A 21640-nucleotide genomic window follows, 5' to 3' on the forward strand; every position below is an offset into this window, starting at 1 on the left:
TAATAGGTGTCTTTATATTTTATGGTTCTATAGGTTTAAATGGCGGAACTACATCAGCATTTTGAGCACGATGTCTTAAAAAATGATCCATCAATACAATTGCCAACATTGCTTCTGCAATAGGTGTAGCACGTACACCTACACATGGGTCATGTCGCCCTTTCGTTAATACATCTGTATTTTCACGATCAATCGTGATTGTTTTACCCGGTGTTGTAATACTAGCAGTCGGTTTTAGAGCGATTGCAACACGGATTGTTTGTCCACTTGAAATACCACCTAGAATTCCACCAGCATGATTTGCAAGAAAACCATCTGTAGTGAGTTCATCACGAGTTTCGTGACCAAATTGACCCGCAACAGCGAAACCATCCCCGATCTCAACGCCTTTTACAGCATTAATGCTCATCATCGCATGTGCAATATCAGCATCTAATCGATCAAAAACAGGTTCACCCCAACCCACAGGAACCTTCTCAGCGAGGATTTCCAGTTTAGCCCCACAACTTGTTCCTTGCTCACGTAATGAAGTCACAAGTTGTTCAAAACGAGGGACCGCATCAACATCACCACAAAAGAATGGATTATTTGGAACTTCATTCCAATCTAATTTCTCAGCAACCTCATTACCGATTTGAGTGACATGACCACGAATATCGATTCCAAATTTCTCAGCTAAGTATTTCTTTGCAATAGCACCTGCAGCAACACGCATAGCTGTTTCTCGAGCGCTTGAACGACCACCACCACGATAATCACGGAAACCGTATTTTTGCGTGTAAGTATAGTCAGCATGACCAGGGCGGAAAGTTTGAGCAATATTACCGTAATCTTTTGATTTTTGATCTGTATTACGAATTAGTAAACCGATCGAAGTTCCGGTTGTTTTTCCTTCGAAAACACCTGATATAATTTCAACTTCATCTGGCTCTTTACGTTGTGTTGCGAACTTAGAGGTACCTGGCTTACGGCGATCTAAATCACGTTGTAAATCAGCTTCACACAGTTCAAGACCTGGTGGCACTCCATCGACAATTGCCATTAAGCCAGCACCATGCGATTCACCACATGTTGTTACCTTAAAGAGTTGCCCAATACTATTCCCTGCCATGTTTTAGCCCCTTAACTTTGAACAGATTGCTGAAATATTTCTTTATAACGGCGGCATTGTTCAGCAGTTAATGCAAAAATACCAGAACCGCCTTTTTGGAAAGTGAGCCAATGGAAGTCAACTGTATTGAAGTTTTGGCGCATTGCCCATTCTGAGTTACCCACTTCGATGACGATTAGACCATCTTCAGTCAAATAATCAGCAGCTTGAGCTAACATTTTGCGAACTAAATCCAAACCATCCTGTCCCGCAGCAAGTGCCAATTCAGGTTCATGCAAAAATTCATCTGGTAAATCGGCCATATCTTCTGCATCCACATATGGTGGATTGCTGACAATAAGGTCATATTGATTTTCAGCTGGGATTTTTGCAAACAAATCAGATTCCAGCAATGCAACTTGATATTGTTTGTTGTGATGTTCTGTATTAATTGAAGCAACTTCTAAAGCTTCTTTAGAAATATCAGTAGCATCTACTTCAGAATCAGGAAATGCATAGGCTAATGCAACTGCAATACAACCAGAACCTGTACACATATCTAAAATACGTTGCGGTGTTTTTGGATTTGGATTAACAGGTAAGCTATTTAAAGCTTCAAGCATTTGTCCATTTTCATCTAAACAGTATGGTGCAAAACGCTGTTCAATTAATTCAGCAATTGGTGAACGCGGAATCAAAACACGCTCATCGACATAGAATGGCTTATTAAAGAAATATGCCAAATTCAATAAGTATGAGGTTGGAACTCGTTCGTTGATTCGACGTTCTAACAAACTAAGGAATTCAGCCTTTTCACTCGGCAAAAGTTTCGCATCTAGAATTTCTGAATCTGCATTCCACTCTAGTGATAAAGTTTGTAAAACTAAAGCTGAACTTTCTGCAAAATAATCTTCAGTACCTTGTCCTAAGTGTGCGTCATATTGACGAAGTGCGGTTACACCAAAACGAATAAAATCTCGAATGGTTACTAAATTTTCAGCCGCTTCTTGTAAATGTTCAGGGCTGATTGTAGGTCGCTCCACTTAGGCGTCTCCAAAATGCAAATAGCAAAAACGCTTTATTCTAACGGGATTCAAGCCTATTTAACAGTAAAAAACCGCTTCTACAGACTAGAAACGGTTTATGAAATTTAAATCAAGGTGGAAAATTACAAACCCAACTTTTGAGCAACATAGTCTGAATCCTTATCTCCACGACCAGAAAGATTCACGACGATCTTTATATTTTTATCCATTTTAGGTGCTTCACGTAATGCCCAAGCCACCGCATGGGAGCTTTCTAGAGCAGGCACAATACCTTCGACACGCGAAAGCGTCATAAATGCATCTAAACACTCTTGATCTGTTGCTGTTTCATATTGAACACATCCCAACTCTTTAAGAAAACTATGTTGTGGTCCTACACCAGGATAATCCAAACCAGATGCAATCGAATGTACAGGTAGAGGTTCTCCTTGATCATCCTCAAGCACATAACACGCCATACCATGAATTTGACCTGGCTTACCCAATGTAAGTGTAGCTGAGTGTTTATCCGTATCTAAGCCGTGACCTGCTGGTTCAACCCCAACAAGTTTTACTTCAGGGGTATTTAAAAATGCAGTGAAAGCACCAATCGCATTTGACCCACCACCTACACATGCAACTACATAATCAGGGTTTTGTCCAAAACGTTCGTTTGCTTGAGTTTTAATTTCACTTCCAATAATCGACTGAAAGTCACGTACCATTTTTGGAAATGGATGCGGACCAACCACAGAACCAATCGCATAAATATAATTTTTTGGATCTTTTAAATATTCTTCAAAAGCACTATCCACGGCGTCTTTTAAAGTTGCAGTCCCCTGAGTAACAGAAACCAACTTTGCACCCAAAATTTTCATCTTAACGACGTTTGGATGTTATTTTTCGATATCTACTTGTCCCATATGAATTTCACAAGGAATACCGACTAATGCACAAGCAGTTGCTAAAGCAACACCATGCTGTCCTGCGCCAGTTTCAGCTATGACCTTGCTTTTGCCCATATATTTAGCAAGCAAAGCCTCACCTAAACAGTGATTAATTTTATGAGCACCAGTATGGTTAAGATCTTCTCGTTTTAAATAAATCTGTGCTCCACCTAGTTGATCAGATAGACGTTTCGCATGAAATAAAGGGCTTGGGCGACCAACATAATTTTTAAACAAATCATTAAGTTCATCTTGAAATTCAGCTGTATGACGAATTTCTTCATAAGCATTGTTAATTTCGTCCATTGCCTCTTTTGAATGAGGAGGAATAAATTGACCGCCAAAATTACCAAAAAAGCCTAATTCATTAGGCAAAGCAATGCCGTTAATTTGATGTTCCATGTCTTTTCCTGTTCTTATAAAGTATTAATGTCAATTTTTAGCGTGATAAATATCGTGTCATATCCTCAATCCCCTTGAGGGTCATCGGATACATATGATTTTCAAAAATCTCTTTAATCCAGCCAATAGTCTGTGTGTAATGCCAATAGCCTTCTACTTCAGGATTTAACCAAGCTGTTTTATCAAAATGTTGGCGTAATCGCCTTAACCAAACCTCACCAGCTTCATCATTCATATATTCAACTGAACCACCCGCGGACTTTAGCTCATAAGGTGCCATACTCGCGTCACCTACGATGATGACACGATAGTCACGCCCATATGTATGAAATAAATCCCATGTATTCATACGTGTAGAACTACGACGATGATTATCTTTCCAAACATAGTCATAGAGACAGTTATGGAAATAGAAATACTCTAGTGTCTTAAATTCTGACTTGGCAGCGCTAAACAACTTCTCACATTCAGCAATATAAGCATCCATGGAGCCACCAACATCAAATAGCATCAAAACCTTAATACGGTTACGGCGCTCCGGAACAAGTTGTACGTCTAAGATCCCCTGTTTTGCAGTCTCTCGGATCGTACTATCTACATCTAACTCTTCTGCTGCGCCTTGTCGCGCAAATTTACGTAAGCGACGTAAAGCAATTTGCATTTGGCGTGTACCTAAAACCTGATCATCATCAAGATTTTGGTATTTACGTTGCTCCCATACTTTTACAGCCGAGCGTTTGCGTCCTGGCCCACCAATACGCACACCTTCAGGATGATCACCAAAGGCACCAAAAGGTGAAGTTCCACCCGTACCAATCATGCGATTGCCACCTTGATGCTTTTTATGTTGTTCGCGTAAACGCTCTTCCAACATTTTCATCAATTCTTCGAGGGAACCGGCCTTTTGTAGTTCTTCACGTTGCTCTGGTGTTAGATGTTTCTCTAAAAGCTCAAGATCAAACCAATCTTTAGGTAGTTTATGAACCTGTTTAAGCAATTCATCTAAATCGAAAGTTTCAATGCCATCAAAATAATCTTTCATAGCACGATCAAACTTATCAAAATATCGTTCATCTTTGACTAAGACAGTTTTAGCCAATTGATAGAACTCGTCTTGATCTGCGAAAACAAGACCTGAAGCCACAACCTGATTAAGATCAATCAATTCACGGGTGGTAACAGGAACGCCATATTTACGTAAGGTGTAAAACAGTCTCACAAACATTGGTAGACACTCTTAACGGCGTGACATAAAAGCTAAACGCTCGAGTAACTGCACATCTTGTTCATTTTTAATCAAAGCACCATACAGTGGCGGAATTGCTTTTGATTTATCATGATTGCGCAATACATCTTCAGGCATATCATCAGCCATAAGTAAGCTCAACCAATCAATCAATTCAGATGTTGATGGTGGTTTTTTCAGGTTTGGCACTTGGCGTAACTTGAAGAATATTTGTAATGCTTCGCTCACCAACGTATTAGAAATACTTGGGAAATGAACAGCAATAATGTCACGCATGGTTGCTTCATCAGGGAATTCAATATAATGGAAGAAGCAACGACGCAAGAATGCATCTGGAAGTTCTTTTTCATTATTTGAAGTGATGATAACGATAGGTCGTTGAGTTGCGGTAATTGTTTCCCCTGTCTCATAAACATAGAAAGACATTTTGTCGAGTTCATGCAACAAATCATTTGGGAACTCAATATCTGCCTTGTCAATTTCATCAATTAACAATACACAACGTTCTTCGCTGGTAAATGCTTCCCACAACTTACCTGGTTTAATATAGTTTTTAATGTCATATACACGATCATCGCCTAACTGGCTATCACGTAAGCGAGATACAGCATCATACTCATACAAACCTTGTTGTGCTTTAGTCGTTGACTTGATATGCCAAGTAATCAATTTCAAACCTAAGCTTTCAGCAACCTGCTCAGCAAGTAAAGTTTTACCTGTCCCTGGCTCACCTTTAACTAATAAAGGCTTTTGTAAAGCTCGTGCAGCTTTGACAGCAAGTTTGAGGCTATCGGTTGCGATATATTGATCTGTACCAGTAAAGTGTTGTGTATCAGCAGACATTTTAAAACCTTATTTTTCTATATTTAACTGTGTGTAGATTTAAACCGTGTGTCCTGTTTTATTTGCAGTGTATTTAGACCAGCAAAACCCAACCAGTAATCCTAATCCAATTACAAATAAAATTAAGGATAAATTTGACCAAATAAGAACATGCTCTTTGGTAAGTACACCGAAGATCAGTCCAAAGATTGCTGGGGCTAATGCAGAATTAGGTCCCTCGGAGATGGTTGGTGTGACTAAAATTGCAAAAACAATAATCCAAAGTATTCCACCTACTGGATTCGGTAAACGAGACATCAAACGATACCAGCACCATAATGCAATCAATGTTCCAGTCACATAAACAATAATGGCTACATTTTCTTCTGGAAATTGATCAAAGACCGAAAGAATTTGTGACCATATTGCCGTTAGAGTCTCAAGCACCGCGTAATCCCTCAGGTTCTACAGCATTCGGGTTGATAAGACCTTCTGGTGGCATTTGAATAAAAAAGCCTTTGGTTTGCAAAGAGTCTAATACATGCAAGACATTTGCACGTGCAAGCTTACGATCAGCATGCAACTCTAAGTGCATTACAAATGTTGCTTTACCAAAAGCTTGCAAGACATTTTCAGGAACGACTTCTAGAGGATTCTCTTGATCTTTATCCTCAGGATAGTTTGGACGAGCAATATAAATATACATTTCGTCTTTTTTACTCGATCTATAAATATCGCAGTGCATGTTTACTCACAACCATTATCAATCAAAAACAGCATACATGAAAAAAACTGTAGGTACATTAAGGAATGTTAACGCTACAGTCGTATTTTATACTGTTCTTATTTACCTAGAAATCTTCATTTGAGTTGTTAAAAACTCAATATCTTCTTTGAAAAGTGCAATTAACGGCTCTGTCAAAAGATCATAGCGCCAACCTAATAAATAACTTGGTAAATCTTGTTCATCGAGATGAAAGACCACATGCTCATAAATCGCATTTAGCCACTTCTTACGTAACAACACTTCCTTTGGAATACCTGTTTTATTGACCACCATTTCGATCAATAGATCAACACGAGGTGCAATTTCTTTGGAGTTGTTTTTGACAGGACGCGCCAAACGCAATGGCCATTCATCTTCTGGGGGTAAAAACTTCAGTAGATCTAAAATTGTTTTACCATGCTCACGCACAATATTTGGTCGCATGTCTTTAACTTGTGCCAACTGGAAAGTATTTCGCGGATTCTTTTCGACTAGATCAATCATTGTGGCATTTTTAAGTATGAAACTACGCGGTTGATTCATCGCTTTGGTAATTTGTTCACGCCAGATGCTTAATTGTTGTAATTGCATCAACTCACGCCTAGAGTGACGATAATTACCAATATCCGTATAAAGTTCAGATAATGGTGTCTCTAATGCGATTTCTTTAGTTAGATTTTGGCAATCCTCTAAAACATAGGAATATAAACCCTTTGTTTGAAGATCAAACTTCAGTCTTTCTGCCAGCTTATTTAAATATAGTACGTCATTTGCGGCGTAACTCATTTGCTCTTGACTAAGTGGACGTGCTAACCAATCCGAACGTGTTTGGTCTTTATCGATATCAATATTCAAACAAGTTTTTAATGCATTTTGATAGCTGACCTGCAAACCATGACCAAGAAAAGCCATCGCGACTTGCGTATCAAATACATTTTTTAATGGCTTTTGATCTGCGTAATGATAAATCAGATCAATATCCTCACCGCATGCATGAAAGATATTCTGCTGAGCTTCAAAAACCTTACGCCAAAAATCAGATAAATCTAGCGCAGCGCCATCTAACAACGAAACCTGATCATTTACATTGATTTGGCAAACGCCTAATTTCGGATATAAGGTATCAACCTTAATAAACTCAGTATCAAGTGCGTATGTGGAACAATGTTCCATTTGATTGAGGAGAACAGCTAGATCTTTTTGCTGTTGGATAAACTGAAACATAATTGCTCAAGTAAAAAAAATTAAAAACATAGCGATGCAACGATTTCATTGCAGTTATTGCTCAAGCGAGATCAGATGCAAAAATTTACTCAGTATTCCACATGCAAAACATGAAATTACTCCCTATTCCATTTGTAAATCAGCGAAAGTCCATTTCGCCAGCCAATAGTGCCACAAATTTAAATAATTATAGCTATGATAATGTAAGACAAAATGTAAAATTTAATTATTTGTTTAAATTAACAGCATGAATTTAAAATAAATATATAAATTATATCGACCTTAGTCTTATTTCATACGCATTCGATTATGTACAGCCTGACTCAAAGTGTGACTGTCTACATATTCCAATTCACCACCCTGAGGTACGCCTTGTGCAATTCGAGTCATATGTATTGGCAAGTGTTTTGTCGCTTCAACCAAATAATGTGCCGTTGCTTGCCCCTCAACTGTTGCATTAGTTGCTAGGATCACTTCTTCAATTTGACCTTCACTTAAACGCTGCACTAAATATGGGATGCCTATTTCCTCAGGTCCAATACCATCAAGTGGTGATAGATGCCCACCTAAAACATGATATTTACCTCTAAAGCTTCCACTTTGTTCAATTGCCATAACATCAGCGGGTGACTCAACCACACACAGTAAATTTGAATCACGCTCTGTCGACGCACAAATATCACAAATTTCATTTTCAGTGAGTGAATGACAAATTCTGCATTCGTGAATATGACTCGAGGCCTCATGCAATGCATAAGAGAGTGCAAAAGCACCTTCACGGTTCTTCATCAATAAATGTAATGCCATACGCTGTGCAGACTTAGGACCTACACTCGGCAAAATACGCAATGCTTGAACCAATTGTTCAAATCGTTCACTAAACACAAATTAACTCGAATATTTGTAGAAAGAATCCCCCTAAGCTTATTTTTCAAACTTAGGGAGTAATCAATTAGAACAAGCCAGATAAGCCCGGTGGTAAACCCATACCAGAGTTTGCACCTTGCAATTTCTCTTCTGAAATCGCTTCAGCTTGACGAGCAGCATCATTCATCGCAGCTGCGATCAAGTCTTCAATCATGTCCGCTTCATCTTGCAATAAATCAGGACTGATCTCGATACGTTTTACAACATGGCGACAAGTCATAGTTACTTTAACTAAGCCACCACCTGCTTCAGCATGAACTTCAGTTTTCGCAAGCTCTTCTTTGGCTTTTTTAAGATTTGTTTCCATGTCTTTTTGCATGCGCTGAGCTTGCTGCATGAGCATATTAATGTTCATAACTTTCTCTCGTTAAATTAAATCTAAACCACGTGACAGATCACGAATAATATCATTGATATCTTCTAAACCAACAGATACACGGATTAAACCTTCCTCAATACCTGCTGCTTGTTTGGCTTCAGCCGACATTCTACCATGTGAGGTCGTCGCAGGATGTGTAATTGTTGATTTGACATCACCAAGATTACTTGTAATGGATAAGAATCTTGTATTATCAATTACAGTCCAAGCACCTTGACGCTCTCCCTTCACAACAAATGAGACAACCCCACCAAAACCTTTTTGCTGTTTCTTAGCCAATTCATGGCCTGGGTGATCTGGCAATCCAGCATAATATACCTTTTCAACTTTATCATGCTGCTTGAGCCATTCAGCTAATATCTGAGCACTCGCACAATGTGCCTTCATACGTAAGCTCAATGTTTCTAAGCCTTTTAAGAATATCCACGCATTAAAAGGACTCATTGAATTGCCTAGTGTACGGATCACACCATTCACTTCTTCGAGTAAATCATTTTTACCAACAACGGCACCACCCAGTGCACGCCCCTGACCATCAATATATTTAGTTGCAGAATATAGAACTAAATCTGCTCCGAATTTGATGGGTTGCTGTAATGCTGGAGTACAGAAACAGTTATCTACAGCGAAAAGAGCACCATGTGCATGTGCAATATCTGCAATCGCCTGCATATCACCAACTTGTGCTAGAGGGTTGGATGGTGTTTCTATAAATAACAAACGTGTATTTGGCTGTAAGGCATTTTTCCAACCTTCAAGATCGTCTAAATCAACAAAAGTGACTTCAACCGCGAATTTAGCTACATATTTTTCAAATAAGGCAATAATTGAACCGAATACAGCACGTGAACAAATGACGTGGTCACCCGCTTTCAAATACGCCATACAAATTGCATGTACAGCAGCCATACCAGAACTTGTTGCAACTGCACGCTCAGCACCATCAAGCGTAGCCAATCGCTTCTCAAAAGCTTGTACTGTTGGATTGGTATATCGAGAATAAGTATTGCCTGCTACTTGACCTGAAAATTTCGCAGCAGCATCAGCAGCGCTTTCACATACAAACGATGAGGTTAAAAAAATAGGTTCACTATGCTCACCTTCAAAAGTACGGTTATGACCAGTACGAATTGCAAGCGTATCTAGTTGATATTCTAAATCATCATTTGGATTCATCGTTTTGTATGCCTTATGATTAATGGGTTCAGGAACACTCTATTCTATACTCTGGACAGTTTTGCAAATTGCAAAGAATGAACCTATAGGTTTCTGCCCATTTCAACTTTGACTAAAATTTTCTCACATTTGGATATAAAACCAAGCAATAAGATCACTATTGCTCTCTTCTAGAATCCTATCTGATTAATTTACGCACAAAAATTAAATTCATATTACAAAGTGTTATTAAATTCCGCCTAAATGTGCCAACATTTTGAGCGCCTAAGGTATTTAAGGTCAAGGCGAAAGATACAATAATCGCTTAGACTTCGTGCAATCTTGACTCATGATGAGACTTAAAAAGATGAAATCGCTTGTGGAACAGCAAAAAATAAATTTTAAACATCTCGCTATGCGTGTATTTGAAGCAGACAAATTAGTCTTATCTCAATCTACACCTTATCAAGTTATTGCCGAATTTAAACAAACACGTGTCAGATTCTATGCTTCTGAAAACAAGCGTTATAAGGAGCCTCTTGTCTTCGTAGCACCACTTGCGATTAATATGGATATATACGATTTATATCCATACCGTTCTTTAGTTAAACACTTTCAAGAAAGCGGTTTTGACGTTTACCTGATTGATTGGGGAAAATTAACTTATAAAAATTATCATATTGATTTCTTATCATTCATCGATAAGTTCATTCCACGTTGCATTGAAGCAATTCAAAAGCATTCGAAATCTAAAGAAATCTCACTACATGGTTGGAGTATGGCTGGTATCTTTGTCACGCTATATACAGCACGCCATCAACCAGATGCAGTAAAAAATCTAATCGTATTGGGTAGTCCAATTGATAGTTATGCATCAGGTTATATTGGTAAGCTGTATAAAACGCTCGCCTATGTGACAACACGTAATGCGACGATTAAAGACTATATTTACAATCGTCTCCCTAAACTCATGATTCATTCACCAGGTTTTTTAAATTCTTTGGGCTTTAAGTTACTTGATCCTAAAGGTTGGATCGACGGCAATATCCAACTGCTTAAAAATCTGGATAATCTAAAACTGGTTCAGGAAGATGCAACTTTAAGTCATTTTCTTAACAATATGATTGATTATCCTGGTGGCATTAATCAAGACATGCTGTTTAATGTCTGGATGCAGAACCCATTAAAAAATGGTGCAATCACACTAAAAAACAAAACCATTGAATTAAAAGGTATCAACTGCTCTCTATTAGTTGGTGCTGGGAAAAGTGATCAACTGGTAACGACTGATGCCGCTTTTCCATTAACTCAGTTGACAAATAGCCAAGATGTCACGTTTACTCTTATACCTGGCGGACACTTAGGTTTAATGTCTAGTCAAAATAGCTCAATCGAGTTTTGGCCGACACTTACAAAATGGCTAGAAGAACGTTCAACACATTTAAAAAGGTAAACTATGACTCAATCTGTTGCATTTATCGGTTTAGGTGCCATGGGATATCGTATGGCTGCTCATTTACCAAAATATTTCGACACCGTTTATGTTTGGAACCGAAATTTCAGTAAAGCCGAACAACATGCAACAGAATTTGGAACAATCGCTGCTGAACTCGAACAAGCAGCGCAAGCCGATGTGATTTTTTCTTGCTTACCGACCAGCCAAGATGTTGAAAACCTAATAAGCAGTATCAAAATCAAATCAGGTGCGATTTGGATTGACTGCACCAGTGGTGTCCCTGATGTAGCACGCCGTCTAGCTGAACAGCTCAAAGCTCAAGATGTAGCATTTTTGGATGCACCCGTCAGTGGTCAAACTATAGGTGCAGAAAATGCAACCTTAACATTTATGGTGGGTGGTGATATTGATGCATTTGAACGTGCCTATCCTGCTATGTCAGCTTTAGGAAAACTTATTCAACATGTAGGCGAGTCTGGCGCAGGCTTTGCAGTAAAAGCCATTAATAACATGCTGCTCGCTGTAAATTTATGGTCAGTAGCTGAAGGTTTTACAACATTAAAAGCACATGGCGTAAATCTAGATGCCGCCTTGAATTGTATTAATGCTTCTAGTGGTAAAAGCCTAGTCACTGAGAATATTTTCCCGCAACGTGTTTTAAGTCGAGAGTTTCCTGTTACTTTTGCCCTGCCTTTATTAGCAAAAGATACGGGAATTGCCCTAGATTTGGTACACGATGCAAAATTACCTGCACCTATACTATCTTTGGCACAAAGTCTCATTCAAGCTGCAAACTTAACTGCTGAATCCAATAGTGACTTCTCTGCTGCAGTTAAAATGTATGAAACTTGGACTAAAATTACGCTTAAATAAGACCCTTTATTTAGGCAATATTCTATTCATCGACACTTTTGATATCTGAAATTTATTAGATAGCATTGCATAAATATGTGGTGCTTTAAATATTACATTTATTTCAATGCTTATAACTTGAGATTATTAAATTACATTTAAAGCTAATTAACTTACTTTAAGTCAATGAAAAATATATTTTTTATTTTTGAATATGAATAAATCATGAAGTAAAAATTACACTCAAACAATACACATTGATTGAAATTTCATGAATAAGCCTTATATTGGTAAGTACGTAGGGATCAAATGCCATATGAATATCGTTTCATAAAGCCTTGATTTATACCTTTTTGAATAGAGGAACACCTCATGAATAAGTTTACGGTTGCAGTTATTGCAGGATTAATTTCTTTTACTGGTTTTAATCTCCAAGCTGCCACACCAGAACAAGAATGTAAAAAGTTGCAAGATGACTACAACCTCATCTATGCATCAAAAGGATTCTGTTTTAAAGACGCTGATGCGAAAGCTAAATATGGTAATGAAAACTGCCATACGACTAAGCCAAAATTTTCAGATAAAGAGCAACAACGTCTCGATCAAATCAAAGCTCGGCAAAAAGAGCTTAATTGCAAATAAAACGACTTAAATGCTTCACCTATGGCTCTCTTATTGAAATCAATAAGGGAGCAATTTTTTAACTTAGTACATCATATAAAGGATTAATCATGGCATACGATGACCAAAATATTTTCGCGAGAATTTTACGTGGCGAATTACCTGCGATTAAGGTCTATGAAGATGATCAAGTACTCGCATTTATGGATATTATGCCCCAAGCGGAAGGTCATACGCTTGTTATCCCAAAAACACCTGCAGTAACTCTACTCGATTTACCTGCGGATGCTGCTGCATACACCATTCAAATTGTGCAAAAAATTGCTAGAGCGATTGAAACTGCATTAGATGCTAAAGGGATCGTACTAATGCAACTTTCAGGAGTTGCTGCTGGGCAAACAGTTCCACATGTGCACTTCCATTTGATTCCTAGCTCAGTTCATGAACTTGGTCGTCATGCAGCACAAATGGGTGATCAAGAAAAGATTAAAGCCTTTGCTGAAAAGATTAAAGCAGTGCTGTAAGTAAAAAATTATCTATACGATGGGGCTTTTCGCCCCATTTTTATTTATTAAATATATAAAAATCAATAACAAATATAATTATTACTAAATATGAATCGTCATTAAACTGTCATTTTTCTTTCACTTATCTGTCACAAAGTTTGCCGATACTGCATACAAGTCAGTGAGCTGTGTAACTTTATGTACACAAGCAAGCTTATAACAGTAACTAAGGCAACTGCCATTTACAAAAAGTGTTCTGGAGAAATCTCAATGAAAAAATTGCTTCTTGCTGCTACTGTAGCAACTTTAGCCATGAATGCAGCGCAAGCAGCACCAACATTGTATGGTAAGCTCAGTGTGACTTTAGACAATATTGACAACAACGGTTTTAAAGACGAAAGCGTAGTGAAAGTAAACTCAAACGCTTCACGTTTGGGTGTGAAAGGTGAAGAAAAATTGACTGATAACTTATCAGCAGTTTATTTAGCCGAATGGGAAATTTGGGCAGATGGCGATGATGTTTTTAAAAACCGTAACCGTTTTGTCGGTATTAAATCTAACGGCGTTGCAACTTTAAAAGTTGGTCAATACGATTCTTACTTCAAAACTGCAGCTGGTAATAACCAAGATATTTTTAACGATAACAATGAACTGGATATGACTAAAGTTCTTGTTGGTGAAGATCGCTTAACTAACGTAATTGGTTTTGAAACTGATAAAAAATTGCTTGGCGGTTTAGCGTTTAACATCATGTTCCAACAAGGTGAACAAAATGAAAATACTAAGGATAAAAACGGTCAAACAATACCTCTAGATAACTCTGCAAGTGGTCAAAAAGGTAGTCGTAATGGATTTGGTGATGGTGTTTCAACATCTCTAACTTACGAAAATAAAGATATTGGTTTAAATGCAGCTGTTGCAGGTAACTTTGCAGTTGCATCAAAGTATAATGCTTATGGCTTATCTGGTGTATATACAGATGCAGTGCGTGTAACTGGCTCACTTGATTTATCTCAAGTAGGTGCTGAAGGTTTAGTATTCGGTGGTTTATGGCAAACTGCGAAACCTACAGATGATACACTTGTAGGATACAAAGGCTTAAAAGAAAACGCTTTCGGTGTAACTGCTGCATATATCATTCCTTCTACACCAGTGAAGTTAAAAGCAGAATATATCTCTGCAAAAACAGAAGTTGATGGTCTTGAAGATCGTAAAAATGATTTATACGGTGTAGGTGCTGATTACAATATCAATAAACAAGCTCGTTTCTACGGTGTTGTTGCTCAACAAAAAATTGACTGGCAGAAAGACAATAACAAGAAAACTGTTATTGGTTTAGGTATGGAATATAACTTCTAATCAGAAGTTTATTTCAAGTGTTAAATAAAAGGGCGTTTCGCCCTTTTATTTTTATATGCTTATCTTTTTAAAAAACCACTCACCAAATTCAATACTTGTTGAATATCTTGATTTGCTTCTTGGGGATTGGTATTACTTCCTTGCGGAGTCAAAGAATCAATCACTTGAGGTAGTACAGACGCAATCGCACTGTAAATTTCTTGCTTTGGCGCTTGTGCTTGTTGAGCAACCTGTTCGATATCTTGATCATCAAATAAGCTTTGAATATTTTGGGTTGGAACATCTTGAGCATTTACTTGTTGAGGATCGACCCAACTCTTTACCTGATTGGATAAACCTGTACTTTTTAGTTTATCTAATGCCCCTTGTAAGCCCCCCTGTTTTTGAATCCAAGCAAGAACCAACGGCAATACGGCTATAAGTAATGTTTGTGCTGTGTTACCACTAGTATTACTATTTGTCTGAGATGTATTGTTATTCGTACTACCTAACTGACCCAAAACTGAACTTAGGATTCCACCTAAACCACTTTGCGGCTGATTTTGATGGTTTTGTTGTTGACCACTAAGTTGCCCTAAAACAGAGCCAAGAATTCCACCCAAACCACTATTTTGTGAAGATTGTTGCTGACCGCCTAAGGCCTGTTTCGCTAAAATCTCTACGATATTTGTCAAATCTGTCATGGTTTTTATATTCCAGTTAGAATTATTTATTCGAAAAGCATACGCTGCTTTTCAGTATGAAAACAAAGTTAAAGTGTTAAAATTTGCAAGAACATTTCATCAGCTTATTATTATTTTATAACTGCGGCTTATTCAGAACCGCAGTAAACTCTAAGAAATCACCAACGAAACTTATTCCAATTTTCTGGATTTGCCCAAAATTTAGAGTTAAACCAATCAGGAACATGTTTGTAAGTTAAAATATTGAATTGCCATAAAGCAAAATCACTATCATGAGTAGTTTTATCAATAAGTTGAGTAAAACCTAGTGAACGTAATAGCTTTTCATCATTTCGTTTACTAACAACAACAATCCTTTTTGCCATTAAGTCGCGTAACTTCACTAAAAGCTGCGCTTTATGTGTTTCAGTGATGTTTTGCATTTGCTCTGTATCAAATAATACAAAACCTAAATCATAACGCTGTGTAAATGGCAGATTTAAAAAGTCAGTTACGTTAAAATGATGCCATTGAATTTCAGCATTTTGATCAATTTGCTGACCTATACAAAGTGCAGTATGAATGGGCTGTTCTTTAGATAAATCGTCTAGCATAGAAGTGATGACATTTTGTTCAGCCATAACTGCAACCCTTGATTGAGAAAGATGAGAGTTTATTGATGGAACTACAAGGCATTTGTCACAAAATGCACGCAGCGCTCAAAACGCATAGTGTAACTGATCAACCAACCAGCAAGGCAAATGTTGAATATAAATTTATCCTAGATCGCTCAGAAACTGATCTACCGTTTGTGTTAGGTCAAGAGTTAGAGATTGAATGGACTGGAAATATTTTTTGTACATCTTGTGGTGCAAAGACACCTAAATCATATTCGCAAGGACATTGCTTTAAATGCTTTAAAACAAAAGCTGAATGTGACTTATGTATTATGAAGCCTGAAACCTGTCATTATCATTTAGGTACATGCCGTGAAAATGATTTTGCACACAATGTCTGCTTCCAACCACATATTGTTTATTTAGCGAACTCTAGTGCCTTAAAAATCGGAATCACCCGTATCGTGAATATGCCAACACGTTGGTTAGATCAAGGTGCGACACAAGCACTCCCAATCATGAAAGTGGGTTCACGCCGTTTATCAGGACATTTAGAAACATTATTTGGCACTCAAATCGCTGATAAAACTGATTGGCGTAAATTGCTTAAAGGCGAAGCTGAGCCACTAAATTTAATTGAACAGCGCGATCAGATTATTGAAGAATTTGCACCTAAGATTCAAAGTATTCGTGATGAGTTCAGTCAAAATCTAGAGTTCAATGAAAATCTAGAATTACTAGAAAATGAAATACCACATGAGTTTATATACCCTGTGGAACAATATCCTGAAAAAATAAAATCACTAAATTTGGATAAGACTCCAAAAATACGCGGTGTATTACAAGGTATTAAAGGTCAATACCTGATACTTGATATTGGAGTGATCAATATTCGAAAATATACAGGCTATGAACTAATTCTTAGAGCTTGAATGGCTTTAAAGGTGGTTACGTTGCCACCTTTTTATTTATCAAGAGCTCAAACAGTTCAATATCGCTTGGACTGGATCTTCAGTATTCCCTGAGATGAGCTGCTTATGCATACTAAGATGTTGCATCATTTGAATATGTGCAGTTTCGTGATCCATCAATTTCTCAATTGCAGTTGCTAAATGCTGTGGCGTTGCATCTGCTTGTATTAATTCTTCAATTACCTTTTTGCCAGCAATAATATTGGGCAAAGAATAATATGGTATTTTGACTAAAAATTTCGCAATTAGATAGGTTAACCAGTTTAATTTATAGAATGTCACCATCGGACGGTGCAATAACATCGCTTCAAGTGTCGCTGTGCCAGATGCTAAAGCAACTATGTCACTCGCATTCATTACCATACGTCCAATTTTTGATTCAGCATCTGAATTTTCTAAAACATGAATTTTAGCCTTTAAACTCGTCCCTACATTCTGTAAACCCTGCTCTATCTGTTGCTTACGGGCATCATTGATTGCAGGTATCAGAAACTCAAGCTCTGGATATTTTCGATGTAAAATCTCGGCAGCATCCGTCAACAATGGTAATAATCGTTCGATTTCTCCGCGACGACTACCAGGAAGTAATGCGATGTGAGTTTTATTTGCGGCTAAACCTAATTGATGTTTCGCTTCAATAATCGGATTCTTGAGAGGTAATTGTTTTGCTAAAGGGTGTCCTACAAATGCTGCTGGCACCTCATAATTTTCATAGAATGTTTTTTCAAATGGAAACAAACAAAGGACTAAATCTATACTTCTTTTAATGCCATGAACTCGTCCTTGACGCCAAGCCCAAACTGAAGGACTGACATATTGAACTGTTTTGATTGGTAAATTGTTTTCTTTAATCGTTTTAGATAGACGTAGATTGAAATCTGGCGCATCTATTCCTATAAAAATATCTACGGGACGTTCAGTCCATCGTTCAACTAGACCATCACGTACAGCGAATAATTTTTTTAGGTCTTTTAGGACTTCCACAATTCCCATCACAGATAGTATTTCCATAGGATAATAACTATGAAAACCTTCAGCGATCATTTGCGGACCACCAATACCTTCAAATTCAACATCTATGCCTTGTTCGCGAAAACTACGCATGAGTTTAACTCCTAGCGTATCACCAGAAACTTCACCCACGACGATCCCAATTTTTAGTTTTTGCTTTAACAAGACAACTGCCCCATTCAAATGTTTGAAATATTTTAACAAAATGATTTTACATTGAATCGCATCAAAGATGACAATTTGTTCTTGATTAGTGAACATTATGAATCATCTGTATTAGCATTAATTATTTATATATCCATTTATATTTACGATTAAAGTCAAATTGAATAGAATTGATTAGCACATTAATATAAACAAGAATCATTTCCATATGTAATTTATTCTATTTAATATCTTTGTGAACTCATGCCTAAGACTTCTTTAAATACATATAGCGATAAACTAAATGTTTTATTCCGCTTCTTTCTAACCTTTGTGATCGGGTATGTATGTACAGCTTTTTTATGTATGAGCCTTACTCAAGTTTTTCAGGCCTTTTTAGCCAAGGCTGAAGCAATTTATCTAGCAGCATTCATTTCCATATTTTTTTATCTCAGCTTTATCATTGTTGGATTTTGTTTTTCTTCTTTATCTAAGCTCGCCCTAACAAGTTTCGCAATCACCATATTTCTATTTGGCTTATCAGCAGGTTTGAATTAAAAAATGCAGAATAAAAGTGTTCGCCAGTCAATGGCTTGGCTACATACTTGGACGGGCTTAATTTTCGGATGGCTGCTATTTGCTATTTTTTTGATGGGTACAAGCTCCTACTATCGGCATCAAATCACTTTATGGATGCAGCCACAACTTGCGCAATATCAAATCAATCAGGATAATAAGGCAATCCTAACTGCAACTCATTACCTATCTCAAAATGCTAGTGATGCTAAAACGTGGTATTTAAAAGTTGCTAATTCTGAAGAACCTGTAAATAAAATTTATTGGGAAAAAGCTAGTGGTGGTTACGAAAGTAAAAGCTTAGACGCTAATACAGGCAAAGAACTTCAATTATCTCATACTCAAGGCGGTGACTTTTTTTACAATTTTCATTTTCAGCTATACGGCATGCCTGTGTTTATTGGCAGGCTCATCGCAAGCCTTGCAGCATTCATCATGTTAATTGCACTGGTATCTGGCATTATTACCCACAAAAAGATATTTACCGACTTCTTTACACTCAGAACATTTAAATCACAACGGTCTTGGCTTGATTTTCATAATGTGACATCAGTTTTAGCTCTTCCTTTTTTTCTGACGATAACGTTTACAGGCTTAGCCATTTTCTTTTATTTATATCTCCCTTGGGGAATGAAAAAACTCTATCCAGAAAATCCTTATCAATATTTCACTGAAATACGAACCGTAGCTACGAATTCAAATACGATAACATCCCCTCAAATAAGCAACATGATATCGACAGAGGATCTTTTGACTCGAATCAAACAACAATGGGGAGATCGATCACTTGCTACTTTTGAGGTTAAAAATCCAAATACGGATCAAGCCGTAATAACGATCAAACAACTTGAAGATCGTTCAATCACGCTAAATCAACCGCAAATCGTATTTGATGGAACTGGGAAGATATTAAGTAATACTAGAAATAATAGTGCTATAGCTACTTTAAATGCTGGAGTTTATGGACTTCACATGGCAACTTTTGCCCAATCTTTTCTAAGATTTGCCTTTTTTTGCTCAGGAGTTCTTGGCTGTCTGATGATTGCGTCAGGGCTATTGCTGTGGAGTCTTAAACGACAAATTCAGTATAAGTCCCCAAAATTCCATTTTGGTTACTACCTTGTTGATCGCTTAAATATTGCAAGTTTTATTGGTCTTCCGATTGCTATGTTGAGCTATTTTTTAGTGAATCGGTTGATTTCAAGTCCTAGCGCTGATCTTAATTATGAAATTTATACATTTTTTAGCGTTTGGATGCTTAGTTTTGTATTGGCTTTATTCACACCTAAGCAATATTTATGGAAATCTCAGATTGTGATCTTTGCTCTACTCGCTTTCAGTTTGCCCTTATATAACCTGTTCTATTTGCTTAATCATGACCTTATAGCAAACTTGGAAAGTTACTGGTTATTTCTACGTGTTGATCTATTCTTTGTTGCCTGTTGCTTGTTTTGCAGCATTCATTTATAAAAACATTCAGCCAATACAAATCAAGTCAACTCAGAAAATTAAAAGCAAACTGATTAAAAATGGAGTGAATGTGTGATTTTCTTTAGTTTATTACTGACTTTAATCGGTATGTTCATCTTGTATCGTTGTAGTTCTAAACAACAGTCTAAAGTTCATTTGAAATATCAAAAAATAATGACGACCTATCCAGTGCAATTTCGAATCTTGGCTTTTCTTTTATTCCTAATTTCAGGAAGTTTATTGTGTTGGATTGAGGGAATATCAATCGGATTCGTCAGTTGGTGGATATTTGCAACACCCATCACCTTCCTATTGGTTTTAAAAATCAATCATGTCTTAACACCTAAAGTCAAACACAAATGACGTTAAAAAATCTTCCTTTAGCTTTTTTTTGCATAAGTAAATCATTATTCATCACAACGAGTTATCTCAAAAAAGCATAAGATATGCCTGTTTTTGCATAATTAGGCATATTGGTAATGTTTGGTCCTATTGAATTTATCATGGCTGGGGTTTTGGTTGGCTTCTGTGTAGGTATCACAGGTGTTGGCGGTGGTTCTTTGATGACTCCTATTCTTATTAGCCTTTTCAAAATTGAACCACATATCGCAATTGGTACTGATTTGCTCTATGCATCAATCTCTAAATTCTGTGGCTCAGTTGTTCATGCAAAGAAACTCAATATCGTTTGGCCAATCGTTATTTGGCTAGCAATCGGTAGTATTCCTGCTTCATTCGCAACCTCATGGGTTTTAGAACATTATTTAAGTCAATCAACGAACTACAAAGCTGTATTAACGATGGTACTTGGTTTTATGCTGACTTTGACAGGTATCTCGATTGTCTTTCGTGCGCAAATTGAAAAGTTCTTTGACCGTTTCCGTAATCGTGAACAAGCAAATATGGAAAGCGAGCAACATGCTTTACAACATAAACGCCATTATATCGTCATCATGGGGATCATCTTAGGTGTGTTCGTTACACTATCATCTGTAGGTGCTGGTGCTTTTGGCATCATGGCTTTAGTAATTATGTTCCCAAATCTACCTATGATTCGTATTATTGGTTCTGATGTTGTACACGCAGTATTATTGACAGCAGTTGCTGGCCTAAGCCATATGTCTTCAGGCAACGTCGATTTTACATTATTGATGTGGTTATTGGTTGGTTCTATTCCAGCAATTATTGCAGGCACATTGATCAGCTCGCATATGCCAGAACGTTTGATTCGTAAAATTCTAGGTATCACATTATTTGCGCTAGGGATTAACTTTATGGTTAACCCGATCAAAGCGAAACCAAAGCCAGTAGAAACTCAACAAGCTGTCGTGATTCAGCAAACAACAACTTCTACAAGCGCAGTTTAAGTAGCAAAATGCCGATTGTTTCTACATAAAATATGATTATAACTA

22 protein-coding genes and 2 pseudogenes are annotated in these 21640 nt (G+C 37.3%); 10 read left to right on the forward strand and 14 right to left on the reverse strand.

From position 1 onward, the window contains the following. Window positions 1-19: 19 nt before the first annotated feature. The 11 genes and pseudogenes from aroC to Q9Q86_RS05595 all read right to left on the reverse strand — a co-directional run bounded on the left by aroC (window position 20) and on the right by Q9Q86_RS05595 (window position 10004). The gene (aroC, locus tag Q9Q86_RS05545; RefSeq protein ID WP_004954434.1) at window positions 20-1111 is read right to left on the reverse strand and encodes a chorismate synthase; all 1092 of its coding nucleotides are present in this window, start codon (window positions 1109-1111) and stop codon (window positions 20-22) included. An 11-nt stretch (window positions 1112-1122) separates the two neighbouring features. After that, window positions 1123-2133, reverse strand: a complete 1011-nt coding sequence (prmB, locus tag Q9Q86_RS05550; protein WP_039047929.1) for a 50S ribosomal protein L3 N(5)-glutamine methyltransferase — start codon at window positions 2131-2133, stop codon at window positions 1123-1125. 125 nt (window positions 2134-2258) lie between these two features. After that, window positions 2259-3464, reverse strand: a pseudogene (gene trpB, locus Q9Q86_RS05555) (tryptophan synthase subunit beta). 37 nt (window positions 3465-3501) lie between these two features. Next, entirely contained in the window at window positions 3502-4689 is a 1188-nt protein-coding gene (locus Q9Q86_RS05560) for a VWA domain-containing protein (RefSeq protein ID WP_112987516.1), read from the reverse strand. A 12-nt stretch (window positions 4690-4701) separates the two neighbouring features. Continuing rightward, window positions 4702-5553, reverse strand: a complete 852-nt coding sequence (locus Q9Q86_RS05565; RefSeq protein WP_004915804.1) for a MoxR family ATPase — start codon at window positions 5551-5553, stop codon at window positions 4702-4704. Between the two features lie 39 nt (window positions 5554-5592). Next, window positions 5593-5979, reverse strand: a complete 387-nt coding sequence (locus Q9Q86_RS05570) for a hypothetical protein (RefSeq protein WP_004915801.1) — start codon at window positions 5977-5979, stop codon at window positions 5593-5595. Further along, window positions 5972-6232 (reverse strand): YcgL domain-containing protein, encoded by a 261-nt coding sequence (locus Q9Q86_RS05575; protein ID WP_235655797.1) that lies wholly within the window; start codon window positions 6230-6232, stop codon window positions 5972-5974. The genes Q9Q86_RS05570 and Q9Q86_RS05575 overlap by 8 nt, the downstream gene beginning before the upstream one ends. A gap of 147 nt (window positions 6233-6379) precedes the next feature. After that, window positions 6380-7522, reverse strand: coding sequence for an HRDC domain-containing protein (locus Q9Q86_RS05580; RefSeq protein ID WP_004915794.1), 1143 nt, complete (start codon window positions 7520-7522; stop codon window positions 6380-6382). A gap of 288 nt (window positions 7523-7810) precedes the next feature. Beyond that, complete coding sequence (gene recR / locus Q9Q86_RS05585; RefSeq protein WP_004915789.1) at window positions 7811-8407, reverse strand: recombination mediator RecR; 597 nt, start codon at window positions 8405-8407, stop codon at window positions 7811-7813. A 67-nt stretch (window positions 8408-8474) separates the two neighbouring features. Then, window positions 8475-8804 carry a YbaB/EbfC family nucleoid-associated protein gene (locus tag Q9Q86_RS05590; protein WP_004915785.1) on the reverse strand — a complete coding sequence of 110 codons (330 nt, stop codon included), beginning with the start codon at window positions 8802-8804 and terminating at the stop codon, window positions 8475-8477. Between the two features lie 12 nt (window positions 8805-8816). Further along, complete coding sequence (locus Q9Q86_RS05595) at window positions 8817-10004, reverse strand: O-succinylhomoserine sulfhydrylase (RefSeq protein ID WP_004954447.1); 1188 nt, start codon at window positions 10002-10004, stop codon at window positions 8817-8819. 346 nt (window positions 10005-10350) lie between these two features. Between Q9Q86_RS05595 and Q9Q86_RS05600 the strand changes: the two genes are divergently transcribed. The 5 genes from Q9Q86_RS05600 to Q9Q86_RS05620 all read left to right on the forward strand — a co-directional run bounded on the left by Q9Q86_RS05600 (window position 10351) and on the right by Q9Q86_RS05620 (window position 14777). Beyond that, window positions 10351-11436 carry an alpha/beta fold hydrolase gene (locus tag Q9Q86_RS05600; protein ID WP_112987514.1) on the forward strand — a complete coding sequence of 362 codons (1086 nt, stop codon included), beginning with the start codon at window positions 10351-10353 and terminating at the stop codon, window positions 11434-11436. A 3-nt stretch (window positions 11437-11439) separates the two neighbouring features. After that, the gene (locus Q9Q86_RS05605) at window positions 11440-12312 is read left to right on the forward strand and encodes an NAD(P)-dependent oxidoreductase (RefSeq protein WP_112987513.1); all 873 of its coding nucleotides are present in this window, start codon (window positions 11440-11442) and stop codon (window positions 12310-12312) included. Window positions 12313-12663: 351 nt separating this feature from the next. Next, window positions 12664-12933 (forward strand): YARHG domain-containing protein, encoded by a 270-nt coding sequence (locus Q9Q86_RS05610; protein ID WP_004954451.1) that lies wholly within the window; start codon window positions 12664-12666, stop codon window positions 12931-12933. 89 nt (window positions 12934-13022) lie between these two features. After that, complete coding sequence (locus Q9Q86_RS05615; RefSeq protein ID WP_112987512.1) at window positions 13023-13436, forward strand: HIT family protein; 414 nt, start codon at window positions 13023-13025, stop codon at window positions 13434-13436. 252 nt (window positions 13437-13688) lie between these two features. Continuing rightward, window positions 13689-14777 (forward strand): porin, encoded by a 1089-nt coding sequence (locus Q9Q86_RS05620; RefSeq protein ID WP_112987511.1) that lies wholly within the window; start codon window positions 13689-13691, stop codon window positions 14775-14777. A gap of 59 nt (window positions 14778-14836) precedes the next feature. On the opposite strand, the gene Q9Q86_RS05625 is transcribed toward Q9Q86_RS05620, so the two are convergent. Further along, a complete protein-coding gene (locus tag Q9Q86_RS05625) occupies window positions 14837-15460 on the reverse strand; it encodes a YidB family protein (protein WP_112987510.1) in 624 nt (207 codons plus the stop codon). 158 nt (window positions 15461-15618) lie between these two features. Then, entirely contained in the window at window positions 15619-16080 is a 462-nt protein-coding gene (locus Q9Q86_RS05630; protein WP_004662088.1) for a DUF6231 family protein, read from the reverse strand. A 38-nt stretch (window positions 16081-16118) separates the two neighbouring features. On the opposite strand from Q9Q86_RS05630, the gene Q9Q86_RS05635 reads away from it, so the two are divergent. Next, window positions 16119-16988, forward strand: a complete 870-nt coding sequence (locus Q9Q86_RS05635; protein ID WP_112987509.1) for a DUF2797 domain-containing protein — start codon at window positions 16119-16121, stop codon at window positions 16986-16988. Between the two features lie 39 nt (window positions 16989-17027). Here the strand turns inward: Q9Q86_RS05635 and lpxB are convergent, their stop codons facing one another. Continuing rightward, window positions 17028-18203 (reverse strand): lipid-A-disaccharide synthase, encoded by a 1176-nt coding sequence (gene lpxB, locus Q9Q86_RS05640; RefSeq protein WP_165395612.1) that lies wholly within the window; start codon window positions 18201-18203, stop codon window positions 17028-17030. A gap of 243 nt (window positions 18204-18446) precedes the next feature. On the opposite strand from lpxB, the gene Q9Q86_RS05645 reads away from it, so the two are divergent. The 4 genes and pseudogenes from Q9Q86_RS05645 (at window position 18447) to Q9Q86_RS05660 (ending at window position 21595) form a co-directional block, all read left to right on the forward strand. Further along, a complete protein-coding gene (locus Q9Q86_RS05645; protein WP_112987507.1) occupies window positions 18447-18740 on the forward strand; it encodes a hypothetical protein in 294 nt (97 codons plus the stop codon). A gap of 3 nt (window positions 18741-18743) precedes the next feature. Then, a pseudogene (locus Q9Q86_RS05650) lies at window positions 18744-20304 on the forward strand (PepSY-associated TM helix domain-containing protein). Beyond that, a complete protein-coding gene (locus Q9Q86_RS05655) occupies window positions 20301-20591 on the forward strand; it encodes a DUF1634 domain-containing protein (protein WP_112987506.1) in 291 nt (96 codons plus the stop codon). The pseudogene Q9Q86_RS05650 and the gene Q9Q86_RS05655 overlap by 4 nt, the downstream one beginning before the upstream one ends. Window positions 20592-20707: 116 nt before the next feature. Then, a complete protein-coding gene (locus Q9Q86_RS05660; RefSeq protein WP_112987505.1) occupies window positions 20708-21595 on the forward strand; it encodes a sulfite exporter TauE/SafE family protein in 888 nt (295 codons plus the stop codon). Window positions 21596-21640 lie beyond the last annotated feature (45 nt).

The organism is Acinetobacter sp. A22 (assembly GCF_030913345.1).
Lineage (GTDB): Bacteria > Pseudomonadota > Gammaproteobacteria > Pseudomonadales > Moraxellaceae > Acinetobacter > Acinetobacter junii.

Bases quoted from the DNA above. Each gene is read 5' to 3' on its own strand.
- aroC (WP_004954434.1), bottom strand. From the start codon at position 1,111: ATGGCAGGGAATAGTATTGGGCAACTCTTTAAGGTAACAACATGTGGT.
- Q9Q86_RS05560 (WP_112987516.1), bottom strand. From the start codon at position 4,689: ATGTTTGTGAGACTGTTTTACACCTTACGTAAATATGGCGTTCCTGTT.
- Q9Q86_RS05565 (WP_004915804.1), bottom strand. From the start codon at position 5,553: ATGTCTGCTGATACACAACACTTTACTGGTACAGATCAATATATCGCA.
- Q9Q86_RS05580 (WP_004915794.1), bottom strand. From the start codon at position 7,522: ATGTTTCAGTTTATCCAACAGCAAAAAGATCTAGCTGTTCTCCTCAAT.
- Q9Q86_RS05590 (WP_004915785.1), bottom strand. From the start codon at position 8,804: ATGAACATTAATATGCTCATGCAGCAAGCTCAGCGCATGCAAAAAGAC.
- Q9Q86_RS05595 (WP_004954447.1), bottom strand. From the start codon at position 10,004: ATGAATCCAAATGATGATTTAGAATATCAACTAGATACGCTTGCAATT.
- Q9Q86_RS05600 (WP_112987514.1), top strand. From the start codon at position 10,351: ATGAAATCGCTTGTGGAACAGCAAAAAATAAATTTTAAACATCTCGCT.
- Q9Q86_RS05605 (WP_112987513.1), top strand. From the start codon at position 11,440: ATGACTCAATCTGTTGCATTTATCGGTTTAGGTGCCATGGGATATCGT.
- Q9Q86_RS05610 (WP_004954451.1), top strand. From the start codon at position 12,664: ATGAATAAGTTTACGGTTGCAGTTATTGCAGGATTAATTTCTTTTACT.
- Q9Q86_RS05615 (WP_112987512.1), top strand. From the start codon at position 13,023: ATGGCATACGATGACCAAAATATTTTCGCGAGAATTTTACGTGGCGAA.
- Q9Q86_RS05620 (WP_112987511.1), top strand. From the start codon at position 13,689: ATGAAAAAATTGCTTCTTGCTGCTACTGTAGCAACTTTAGCCATGAAT.
- Q9Q86_RS05625 (WP_112987510.1), bottom strand. From the start codon at position 15,460: ATGACAGATTTGACAAATATCGTAGAGATTTTAGCGAAACAGGCCTTA.
- Q9Q86_RS05630 (WP_004662088.1), bottom strand. From the start codon at position 16,080: ATGGCTGAACAAAATGTCATCACTTCTATGCTAGACGATTTATCTAAA.
- Q9Q86_RS05635 (WP_112987509.1), top strand. From the start codon at position 16,119: ATGGAACTACAAGGCATTTGTCACAAAATGCACGCAGCGCTCAAAACG.
- Q9Q86_RS05645 (WP_112987507.1), top strand. From the start codon at position 18,447: ATGCCTAAGACTTCTTTAAATACATATAGCGATAAACTAAATGTTTTA.
- Q9Q86_RS05660 (WP_112987505.1), top strand. From the start codon at position 20,708: ATGTTTGGTCCTATTGAATTTATCATGGCTGGGGTTTTGGTTGGCTTC.